The sequence below is a fragment of the uncultured Gordonia sp. genome (assembly GCF_937858515.1).
Taxonomy (GTDB): domain Bacteria; phylum Actinomycetota; class Actinomycetes; order Mycobacteriales; family Mycobacteriaceae; genus Gordonia.
Genome location: NZ_CALLZT010000103.1, coordinates 1 through 11,273, shown reverse-complemented (window position 1 = coordinate 11,273; position 11,273 = coordinate 1). Strand labels below are relative to the sequence as shown.

Sequence of the window (11,273 nt, the reverse complement as noted above, 5' to 3'; positions counted from 1 at the left end):
GACTACATGGACGCGATCAAACGATCAACGCGCTCATCGACACTCCGGAACGGATCTTTGCACAAGACCGTGCGCTGCGCCTGATCATTGAGCTTCAGATGCACCCAGTCGACCGTGAAATCCCGGCCCGCCTTCTGCGCCGCCGAAATGAAATCACCCCGCAACTTGGCGCGAGTCGTCTGCGGAGGCTCATCGACGGCCTCTTTGATCGCCTCATCCGTGGTGACCCGCGCCACCAGACCCTTCCGTGTCAGCACATCGAACACCCCGCGGCCACGTTTGATGTCGTGATAGGCCAGATCGAGCTGAGCGATCTTCGGATCGGCCAAATCCATCGAATATCGATTCTGGTAGCGCTCGAACAACTTCCGCTTGATCACCCAGTCGATCTCGGTATCGACCTTCGAGAAGTCACCTGATTCGACGGCATCGAGCACCCGACCCCACAGATCGACCACCAGATCCATCTCCGGATCGGGTTTCCGGTTGGTCATATGCTCGACGGCCCGCGCATAGTATTCACGCTGAATCTCCAACGCGCTCGCCTGCCGGCCACCGGCCAGACGCACCTGACGACGACCCGTCGTATCGTGGCTGACCTCGCGAATCGCCCTGATCGGATTGTCGAGGGCGAAATCGCGGAAACTCACGCCCGCCTCGATCATCTCCAGTACCAGCGTCGCCGAGCCTACCTTCAGCAGCGTCGTCATCTCCGACATGTTCGAATCGCCCACGATCACATGCAGACGCCGATACTTCTCGGCATCGGCATGTGGCTCGTCCCGGGTATTGATGATCGGCCGCGACCGGGTGGTCGCCGACGACACACCCTCCCAGATATGTTCGGCTCGCTGAGACAGACAAAACGTGGCCGCCTTCGGCGTGTGCAGAACCTTGCCCGCCCCACAGATCAGCTGCCGGGTCACCAGGAACGGCAGCAGGACATCGGAGATCCGGGAGAACTCCCCCGCGCGCACCACCAGATAATTCTCGTGGCAACCGTATGAATTGCCCGCTGAATCAGTGTTGTTCTTGAACAGATAGATATCGCCGCCGATGCCCTCATCGGCCAGCCGCTGCTCTGCGTCGATCAGCAGATCCTCCAGAACCAGTTCACCGGCCCGGTCGTGATTGACCAGCTGAATCAGGCTGTCGCACTCGGCCGTCGCGTACTCCGGATGCGAGCCGACATCCAGATACAGTCGAGCGCCGTTCTGCAAGAACACATTCGACGACCGACCCCACGACACGACCCGCCGGAACAGATACCGGGCAACCTCGTCAGGACTCAGCCGACGATGACCATGAAAGGTGCACGTGACACCAAACTCCGTTTCGATCCCCATGATTCGACGCTGCACGGCTCAACCCTACTCGTTCTGTGTTCTGTGTTCGGGGGACTACTTCGACGGATCTTCGGTTGTGGTCGACTCTTCTGCTGAGACCGCTTCGGGATCATCCGGTGTCGTCTGGGCGAGCAGTTCCTCGATGGTCTTGGCGGTGAGCCTGCGGAATGCCCTTCGGGGACGGTTGTGATCGAGGATCGCCACCTCCAGGTCGCTCGCCGTCAACTCGCGTCGTGGCGATTCCGCGGCGCCATTGGCAGCGGGGGGCGGCGTGGCCAGCGCGTCGACGGCCAGGGTCAGCGCGGCGGCCAGACTCAGGCCGGACTCGTACTTTTCCCGCAGTGCGGACGCGATGGACTCGGTGGCCCCGCCCATCACCAGGAACCTTGTCTCGTCCGAGATCGATCCGTCGTAGCTGATCCGGTACAGCTGCGACACCCCGGATTTGCCGGGCTTGGTCACCTCGGCCACACACAGCTCCACCTCGAACGGCTTGGGCTGCTCGGTGAACACCGAACCCAGCGTGTTGGCGTATGCGTTGGCCAGCGACAACCCGGACACATCCGCTCTGTCGTAGCTGTACCCACGCATGTCGGCGAGCTGAATCCCGGCTTTGCGCAGACTCTCGAACTCGTTGTACTTGCCTACTGCGGCGAATCCGATGCGGTCGTAGATCTCGCTGACCTTGCGCAATGTGTTCGACGGATTCTCGGCGACGAACAGCACGCCGTCGGCGTACGTGAGCGCCACGACGCTGCGCCCACGCGCGATACCCTTGCGGGCCAACTCCGAACGATCGCGCATGATCTGTTCGGCACTGGCGTAGTACGGAAAAGTCATCGCGCATCCCCCTCATGTGCCTCGGCACGACGATCGGCCACAGCATGGGCCGCCGCCTCGATCTCGGACGATGCCACCTCTCGGGACCCGGACGCATCGACCACGGCCGCCGTCGGGAAGATCCTGCGGACCAGGTCCGGACCGCCGGTCGCCGAATCATCGTCGGCGGCGTCATACAACGCCTCCACTGCGATGGCCAGCGCCGACGCCTCGTCGAGGTCGGGCCGGTACAGCTTCTTGAGGGACGATTTTGCGAACACCGATCCCGACCCGATCGCCTGATAACCACCGAACTCCTCGTGCCGGTCACCGGCCACGTCGAAGGAGAAGATCCGGCCCCGCTCATCGGGACTGTCGTGGTCGATGTCGTAGCCGACGAGCAACGGAATGGCAGCCAGGCCCTGCATCGCCGCACCCAGATTTCCGCGCACCATCGACGCGAGGCGGCTTACCTTGCCGTCGAGAGTAAGTGGCACTCCTTCGAGCTTCTCGTAGTGCTCCAGCTCGACCGCGAACAGCCGGACCATCTCGATCGCAATACCCGCGGTGCCCGCGATGCCGGCCGCCGAGTAGTCGTCGGTGAGGTACACCTTGCGCACGTCGCGGGTGGCGATCAGGTTGCCCATGGTGGCGCGGCGGTCGCCCGCGAGCACCACCCCACCGGGGTATGACACCGCCATGATCGTGGTGCCGTGCGGGATGTCCGAGGCGTCGGCACCGCGCATCGCCGCGAGCCGCTCCGCCCGGGCCGCGGGCAACTGCTCGGGAGCGTGCATGCGCAAATACTCGGTGAACGAGGAGATGTCAGCCCCGAAAGACAGGTGGGGACGCAGTGACGAACCGGGAGTGGATGAACTGAACCGGTCGCTCACTGGCCGCCCTTCTGCACGTAAGCGCGCACGAAGTCCTCGGCGTTCTCCTCCAGCACGTCGTCGATCTCGTCGAGCAGGTCGTCGGTGTCTTCGGCCAGCTTCTCGCGCCGCTCCTGACCGGCACTGCCGTCGGGGCCGAGACCCTCGTCATCGCCGCCGCCACCGTGTGTGGTCTGTTCCTGCGCCATCTGCTGCCTCCTTACCGATCGCCTGTCGGCGAGCCGTATCGATGACGGCCGACGGTGCCTGGCACCGGTACGACCGTGTCACCGATTGTCGTGCGATCCACCCTACCGGTGCCGGTGGCCTCGCGGGTGGCCACTGCGCCAGGGTGTCGTCACATAGCGCGTGTTCTCGGGGGCAAGCCCTAGTTGGTGAGCTGCCCGACCAGTTCTGCGGCCGAGTCCACCGAATCGAGGAGCGCTCCCACATGTGCTCTGCTGCCGCGTAGTGGTTCGAGCGTGGGGATCCGGACCAGGGATTCGCCGCCGAGATCGAAGATGACCGAGTCCCAGCTCGCCGCCGCTACCTCCCCACCGAACCGGCGCAGGCACTCACCGCGGAAGTAGGCGCGGGTGTTCTCCGGTGCGCAGGTGATCGCCCGGGTGACGTCGGCCTCGTCGACAAGCCGTTTCATCGAGCCACGCGCGACCAGCCGGTTGTACAGGCCCTTGTCCAGGCGCACATCCGAATACTGCAGGTCGATCAGTTGCAGACGGGGCGCCGACCACGTCAGTCCCTCCCGCTGGCGGAAGCCCTCGAACAGCCGCAGTTTGGCCGGCCAGTCGAGGATGTCCGAGCATTCCATCGGGTCGCGTTCAAGCTTGTCCAACACATCGGCCCACGTGTCGAGGACATGCTTGGCCCGCGCGTCGTCGCTGTGGTTCTGCTCGTGGAAACGGGTGCACCTCTGCAGGTACTCGCGTTGCAGCGCCAGAGCGGTGAGTTCGCGTCCGTCGGTGAGGGCGACGGTCGCCTGCAGCGTCGGATCGTGGCTGATGGTGTGCACGGCGGTCACCGGGCGTGCCAGTTCGATGTCGGAGAAGTCGACCCCGGCTTCGATGAGGTCGAGTACCAGGGACGTCGTTCCCACCTTGAGGTAGGTGGCGGTCTCGGCGAGGTTGGCGTCGCCGATGATCACGTGCAGTCGGCGGTACCGTTCCGGGTCGGCGTGTGGTTCGTCACGGGTGTTGATGATGCCGCGTTTGAGGGTGGTCTCCAGACCCACCTCGACCTCGATATAGTCGGCACGCTGCGAGAGCTGGAAACCGGCTTCGTCACCGGACTGGCCGATACCGACTCGCCCGGACCCGCAGATCACCTGACGGGACGCGAAGAACGTCGTCAGTCCGGCGATCACGGCGGTGAACGGGGTGCTGCGGTCCATCAGATAGTTCTCGTGGGTGCCGTAGGAGGCGCCCTTGCCGTCGATGTTGTTCTTGTACAGCTGCAGCTTCGGTGCACCCGGAACACTCGCGACGTAGCGGGCCGCGGCCTCCATCACCCGCTCGCCGGCCTTGTCCCAGATGACCGCGTCCAGCGGATCGGTCACCTCGGGTGCCGAATACTCGGGATGGGCATGGTCGACGTACAACCGGGCACCGTTGGTGAGGATCATATTGGCCGCACCGATCTCGTCGGCGTCGATGATCGGGGCCGGTCCCGACCCACGGCCGAGGTCGAAGCCACGGGCATCACGCAACGGCGACTCGACCTCGTAGTCCCAGCGTGTGCGCTTGGCTCGGGGAACGCTGGCGGCCGCGGCATAGGCCAGAACCGCCTGGGTGGACGTCATGATCGGGTTCGCGGTCGGGTCGCCGGGCGCAGATATGCCGTACTCGACCTCGGTACCGATGATTCGCTGCATACTTCGAGCCTAGTAGCCGCATGATCGGTTTCCGCACGTGCCCGGCCGGGCCGGTCCGGTGTCATCGTCGTGTCCGGCCCGGTGTCATAGAACAGACCCGGCGGCTTCGTCGCACAGTGTTAACCCGGCGGCAGCCGCAACCGGTCGCAGCGACGGCCGGGGCTCGGTAGCGTACAGGCGTGTGAAAGCCTTTCGCCGGTTCACCGTCCGGGTGCCACTGCCCGAGTCCCTCGCCGACCTGTCCGTCCTCGCCCACAACCTGCGATGGTCCTGGCACACGCCGACGCAGAACATCTTCGCCGCCGTCGACCCCGACCTGTGGTCCGCCGACCGCGACCCACTGCGGCTGCTTTCGGAGGTCTCCCCCGAGCGCATCGCAGAACTGTCCACCGACACCGACTTCATCGGCCGACTTCGTGAAGCTGCCGCCGACCTTGAGTCCTACCTCGCCGATTCAGCATGGTTCGGTGACTACGCGGCAACTCTCGACGGCGACCCGACCCACGCCGCGCCGTCCGGAATCGCCTACTTCTCGATGGAGTTCGGTATCTCGGAGGTACTGCCCATCTATTCCGGCGGCCTCGGCATCCTCGCCGGCGATCATCTCAAAGCGGCATCGGACCTCGGGCTGCCGCTGATCGGGGTCGGGCTGTTCTACCGCTCCGGCTACTTCCGGCAGAGCCTGAGCCACGACGGCTGGCAGGTCGAGCGCTACCCGGTCAACGATCCGACCGCCCTGCCACTGACCTTGCTGACCGGCACCGACGGTGCCCCGGTGTTCGTCACCATCCCGATGCCGAGCAGCCGCGTGCTGACCGCCCAGATCTGGGTGGCGACCGTCGGCCGGATACCGCTGCTATTGCTCGACTCCGACCTCGCGGGCAACGACGAGGAGATGCGGGCGATCACCGACCGGCTCTACGGCGGTGACCAGAACCATCGCATCAAGCAGGAGATCCTGCTCGGAATCGGCGGCACCCGCGCGATCCGCGAGTACACGCGCCTGTCGGGCCGGACCGCGCCGTCGGTGTTCCACATGAATGAGGGGCACGCCGGGTTCCTCGGTGTCGAACGCGTCCGTGAACTGGTGACCGGGCCGGACGGACTCGATTTCGACACCGCCGAGTCCGTGGTGCGCGCCTCGAACATCTTCACCACACACACTCCGGTGCCCGCGGGTATCGACCGGTTCCCAGTGGATCTGGTCCGCTACTACCTCGATCCCGACACCGAGGGCCGATCCCGGCTGCTCGGCGGTCTCGACGCGGCCACGGTGCTGGACCTGGGCGACGAGGCCGACCCCAACGTCTTCAACATGGCGCACATGGGTTTTCGGCTCGGTCAGCGCAGCAACGGCGTCTCGGAACTGCACGGGAGGGTGAGCCGCGAGATGTTCGCCGACCTGTGGCCGGGTTTCGATGCCGACGAGGTGCCGATCGGGTCGGTCACCAACGGCGTGCACGGACCCACCTGGGTGGCCCCCGCGTGGCAGCATCTCACCGATCCCGACTCACCGTCGGCCGATGCGGTATACCGGGAACTGACTGCCGGGAAGATATGGAACCAGCGCAACGAACTGCGCGCCGATCTCGTCGACGAAGTCCGGCGGCGGGCTTTCACCAGTGGACGCGACCGCGGATTCACCGACGCCGAACTCGGCTGGACCTCCGACATCTTCGACCCCGACGCGCTCACGATCGGGTTCGCCCGGCGCGCGGCCACCTACAAGCGACTGACGCTGATGTTGCGTGACCCGGAGCGGTTGCGGGCGATCCTCACCAATCCGGACCGCCCGGTGCAACTCGTCATCGCGGGCAAGGCCCACCCGGCCGATGACGGCGGCAAGGCGCTGATCCAGCAGGTGGTCCGGTTCACCGAGGACCCCGAACTGCGTGATCGGATGATCTTCCTGCCCGACTATGACATCTCGATGGCCCGGCACATCTATGCCGGGTGCGACGTGTGGCTCAATAATCCTGTTCGCCCGTTGGAGGCGTGCGGAACGTCGGGGATGAAGTCCGCCCTCAACGGCGGACTGAACCTGTCGATCCTCGACGGATGGTGGGACGAGATGGCCGACGGGGAGAACGGGTGGGCCATCGGTTCGGCCGAGGGGGTGACCGACGAGCACCGCCGCGACGATCTCGAGGCGCAGGCACTCTACGAGCTGCTCGAGGAGTCGGTGATCCCGCTGTTCTACGGCCGCGACGACGACGGCGTCCCGCAGCGTTGGGTGGAGATGGTGCGGCATACGCTCGCCGAACTCGGCCCGAAGGTGCTGGCCTCACGCATGGTCCGCGACTACACGACCGCCCTGTACGCACCGGCGGCCGCCTCGTTCGAGCTGATCTGCGCCCACGATTACGCCGGCGCCCGCGACCTCGCGCGGTACCGGGACCAGCTCAATCAGAAGTGGGGTGCGGTGCAGATCCTTGGAGTCGAGGACTCCGGTTCCGACGCGGCGACTGCCGCCACTGCAACACCTGATGCTGAGCCCGGTGCGTCGGTGACACTGACCGCGCACGTCGAACTCGGCGGATTCACCCCCGAACGGGTCGCCGTGCAGGCACTCGTCGGCCGAGTCTCACCGGAAGGCGACATACTAGACCCGGCCATTACCGACATGACGCCGACCGGCGGACCCGATGCGTCGGGACGCACCCTGTTCTCCGCCGTGGTGTCGCCCCGGCATTCGGGCAGACACGGTTACACGGCCCGCGTACTGCCCAAACACGCGAATCTGACCGACGACGCAGAGCTCGGATTCGTCCGGTACCCGTCGGGAACGGCCGAGGACGCCGGGCCCGGGGTCACGATCACCGACTCGGGATACGGCGCGACCGCGGCCGCGGCCGTCACTTCTTCCTGATACCGGCCGTCCTAGCCGCGGTTGGCTGCTCCGGGCTGGCTCTTACGTTTGAGGGTCAGCTTGGAGTAGGTGACGAATACCAGCAACGCACCCATAGCGATCAGGATCCCGTAGCTGAGGAACGCCGACGTCGCCGTCTGCTCCCACAGCGGTTCGTCCTGCGTCTGCGGTGCCAGCGGTGCGATCTTTGTGAGGTCGACGGCGATCGCGGATGCCGCGTACCCCCAGCGGCCAGGGAACAGCCAGGCGAGTTGCTCGAGACCGGCACGCCCGGCAAGTGGGAACAGACCGGCACAGAACACCAACTGCACCATCACGACCAGGACCAGCGGCGGCATCGTCTGCTCGGCCGAGCGCACCACCGCCGAGATGGTCAGACCGATGAGGGCGCTCACGCAGGCGAGCAAGGCGAGCGCGACGAACAGCTCGAGTGAGCTGGCCAGGAAGAAGCCGTTGCCGGCGGGTGTGCCGCGGCCGGCGTAGGTGATGGCCAGCATGACCGCCGCCTGCAGGATGGCGATCACGAAGAAGACCAGGATCTTGGCACCCAGATACGACGACGGACGCAGTCCGACCGCCCGTTCTCTCTCGTAGATGGCACGTTCGCTGACCAGGTCACGCACCGTCAGCGCCGCACCCATGAACATCGCGCCCAGGACCAGGACCACGATGATCTGGACGGCCTCACCCGGATTGTCGGCGTTGTTGAGGGTCAGGCCCTTGTCGCCGGGTATGACCAGGGTGAGCAACCCGAGCACGAGCGGCAGCACACCGAGGAACACCAGATATCCGCGGTCGGCGAAGATCAGCCGGACCTGTCTGCGGCCGATGGTGCTGATCTGCCGCACCATGCTGGTCTGCGGCGCCCGGATCGGTTTGCCGCTGCGCGGGGCCGGAGGTGCGGGGGGCGTGGGAATGCGTCCGGACTCATACCGCGATGCGGCAACGTCCGGGGAGGACGCGACGAACTCGAAGATCTCGGCCCAGTCGTCGGTTCCCATCGCCGCGATCACGTTCGATTTGGCAGGCGAGCCGCAGTAGGCGGTCTTACCGCCCGGGGCGAGCAGTAGAACCTGATCGCACATCGACAGGTAGCTGAGCGAGTGCGTCACCACCATCACCACCCGGCCGGCATTGGCGAGCAGGCGCAGAGTCTTCATCACCTGGCGGTCGAGGGCCGGGTCGAGACCGGAGGTCGGCTCGTCCAGGATCAGCAGCGACGGCCCGGTCAGCAGTTCCATCGCCACCGAGGCACGTTTGCGCTGGCCACCGGATAGTTTGTCGACGCGCGTGTCCAGATGCTCGGTCAGCTGCAGCTCGGCGAGCACTCCCATGATGACCTTGTCGCGGTCCGCTTTGGAGGAGTCGGTGGGCAGGCGCAGTTCGGCCGCGTACCTGAGTGCTTCCCGCAATGTCAGTTTCATGTGCAGCACGTCGTCCTGCGGCACCATCCCGATGCGGGTGCGCAGCGCCTCATATTCCTCGTGGACGTTGCGGCCCTCGAATGTCACGTAGCCGGCGGTGGGATTGGCCAGGCCGGCGACGATCTTCGACATCGTCGACTTGCCCGCACCCGAGGGCCCGATGATGGCCGTGAGCGTGCCTGGAGCGGCGTTGAACGAGACATTCTGCAGCAGCTTCTTGTTGCCGTCGACGGTGAGGCTCACGGCGGTGACCTGCACGCCGTCGGCGACGGCGGACTCCTCCTGGCCGCGCAGCAGGGTGCCGTGACTGACCACGAAGTCGCTGTTACCGATGGTGACGACATCGTTCTCGCGCAGTACCGCCCGGCTGATGCGGGAGCCGTTGACGAAGGTGCCGTTGACGCTGTGCAGGTCTTCGAGGACCAGGCCTTCGCCGACCTGCGACAGCTTTGCGTGGTGGCGCGATGCCAGGACGTCGTTGACGACGATGTCATTGTCCGGTGTGCGGCCGATGGTGCGGGCAGGTCCGCCGGCGCTGACGCTGATGGTTTCGCGGGACGGCTGACGGTTGGGAGGTGGCATGTGCGCCGGCCGCTGTGCCTGCTCTGGGATGACCTCGATGACCGGTCCGGTGTTCGGGTCGCCGAGCCGGATCTGCACCGGTCCGCTGATGGCGAACTCGCCGAGGCGTCGTCCGTTGACGAAATATCCGTTGGTGCTTCCGGCGTCGACCACCGCCCAGTGGTTACCTCGCCACACGAAGGCCAGATGCCGACGCGAGACGAGTGGGTGGTTGACGACGATATCGTTCTCAGGCGTCCGGCCCAACGTTGTCTGCGGGGCCCCGCCGAGGCGGAAGACCTGCCCGTTGACATGTACCCGGCATGGCAGCAATCCCTGGGGAGTGGTCACGCGATGACTCTAATCGCAGATCGGCAGTCGGGCTATAGATCGTCGTACGACCGGACTACGGTCGGCGCGCCGCATATGCGAAAGCCCCGGGTGCCACGCATGTCCGTGGTAGGGCACCCGGAGCGTTCACGTGCCGCTACAGATACTGACCGGTATTGGTCTCGGTGTCGATAGCCCGGCTGGCACCGGAGTTCTTGCCGGTGACCAGGGTGCGGATGTACACGATCCGCTCGCCCTTCTTACCCGAGATCCGCGCCCAGTCGTCGGGGTTGGTGGTGTTGGGCAGGTCCTCGTTCTCGGCGAACTCGTCGAGGATCGAGTCGAACAGATGCTGCACCCGCAGGCCGGGCTGGCCGCTGTCGAGCTGCGACTTGATCGCGTACTTCTTGGCCCGGTCGACGACGTTCTGGATCATCGCGCCGGAGTTGAAGTCCTTGAAGTACATGACCTCCTTGTCACCGTTGGCGTAGGTGACCTCGAGGAAGCGGTTGTCCTCGCTCTCGGCGTACATCCGCTCGACGACCCGCTCGATCATCGCCCGGATGCACGCGGCCTTGTCTCCACCGAACTCGTTGATGTCGTCGACGTGCACCGGCAGCGCGTCGACGAGGTACTTGGAGAAGATGTCCATCGCCGACTCGGCATCGGGCCGTTCGATCTTGATCTTCACGTCCAGTCGCCCCGGACGCAGGATGGCCGGGTCGATCATGTCCTCACGGTTGGAGGCGCCGATGACGATGACGTTCTCCAGGCCCTCGACGCCGTCGATCTCGCTGAGCAACTGCGGGACGACAGTGGTCTCGACGTCGGAGGACACGCCCGAACCGCGGGTGCGGAAGATCGAGTCCATCTCGTCGAAGAACACGATGACCGGGGTACCTTCGGAGGCCTTCTCCCGTGCCCGCTGGAAGATCAACCGGATGTGTCGCTCGGTCTCGCCGACGAACTTGTTGAGCAGCTCGGGGCCCTTGATGTTCAGGAAGTACGACTTGGCTTCTTTGGCGTCGTCACCGCGCACTTCGGCGATCTTCTTGGCCAGCGAATTGGCGACGGCCTTGGCGATGAGCGTCTTACCGCAACCGGGAGGTCCGTACAGCAGCACACCCTTGGGCGGGCGCAACGCGTACTCGCGGAACAGGTCCT

General features: G+C 65.4%; 8 protein-coding genes. 1 reads left to right on the top strand and 7 read right to left on the bottom strand.

All coding sequences use genetic code 11. The features are described 5' to 3' along the window. Positions 1–2: 2 nt before the first annotated feature. The 5 genes from pafA to dop form a co-directional block, all read right to left on the bottom strand. Entirely contained in the window at positions 3–1,361 is a 1,359-nt protein-coding gene (pafA, locus tag Q0627_RS09290) for a Pup--protein ligase (protein WP_291017272.1), read from the bottom strand. A gap of 39 nt (positions 1,362–1,400) precedes the next feature. Further along, on the bottom strand, positions 1,401–2,186 hold the full coding sequence (gene prcA, locus Q0627_RS09285) for a proteasome subunit alpha (RefSeq protein WP_291017270.1): 786 nt from the start codon (positions 2,184–2,186) through the stop codon (positions 1,401–1,403). Beyond that, entirely contained in the window at positions 2,183–3,058 is an 876-nt protein-coding gene (gene prcB / locus Q0627_RS09280; RefSeq protein ID WP_298809264.1) for a proteasome subunit beta, read from the bottom strand. Before prcB ends, prcA begins: the two co-directional genes overlap by 4 nt. Next, positions 3,055–3,246, bottom strand: coding sequence for a ubiquitin-like protein Pup (locus Q0627_RS09275; protein WP_291017266.1), 192 nt, complete (start codon positions 3,244–3,246; stop codon positions 3,055–3,057). The genes prcB and Q0627_RS09275 overlap by 4 nt, the downstream gene beginning before the upstream one ends. Before the next feature lie 179 nt (positions 3,247–3,425). Beyond that, entirely contained in the window at positions 3,426–4,925 is a 1,500-nt protein-coding gene (dop, locus tag Q0627_RS09270; RefSeq protein ID WP_291017264.1) for a depupylase/deamidase Dop, read from the bottom strand. Positions 4,926–5,106: 181 nt separating this feature from the next. Between dop and glgP the strand changes: the two genes are divergently transcribed. Beyond that, complete coding sequence (gene glgP, locus Q0627_RS09265; protein ID WP_291017262.1) at positions 5,107–7,794, top strand: alpha-glucan family phosphorylase; 2,688 nt, start codon at positions 5,107–5,109, stop codon at positions 7,792–7,794. Between the two features lie 11 nt (positions 7,795–7,805). Here glgP and Q0627_RS09260 read toward each other — a convergent pair whose 3' ends face one another. After that, on the bottom strand, positions 7,806–10,130 hold the full coding sequence (locus Q0627_RS09260) for an FHA domain-containing protein (protein ID WP_291017260.1): 2,325 nt from the start codon (positions 10,128–10,130) through the stop codon (positions 7,806–7,808). Positions 10,131–10,266: 136 nt separating this feature from the next. Continuing rightward, a partial coding sequence (arc, locus tag Q0627_RS09255) for a proteasome ATPase (protein WP_298809252.1) occupies positions 10,267–11,273 on the bottom strand: 1,007 nt, incomplete at its 5' end.

What these genes read in the sequence shown, in the direction of transcription:
- prcA (WP_291017270.1), bottom strand. Translation starts at nt 2,186, where the DNA reads ATGACTTTTCCGTACTACGCCAGTGCCGAACAGATCATGCGCGATCGT.
- Q0627_RS09275 (WP_291017266.1), bottom strand. Translation starts at nt 3,246, where the DNA reads ATGGCGCAGGAACAGACCACACACGGTGGCGGCGGCGATGACGAGGGT.
- dop (WP_291017264.1), bottom strand. Translation starts at nt 4,925, where the DNA reads ATGCAGCGAATCATCGGTACCGAGGTCGAGTACGGCATATCTGCGCCC.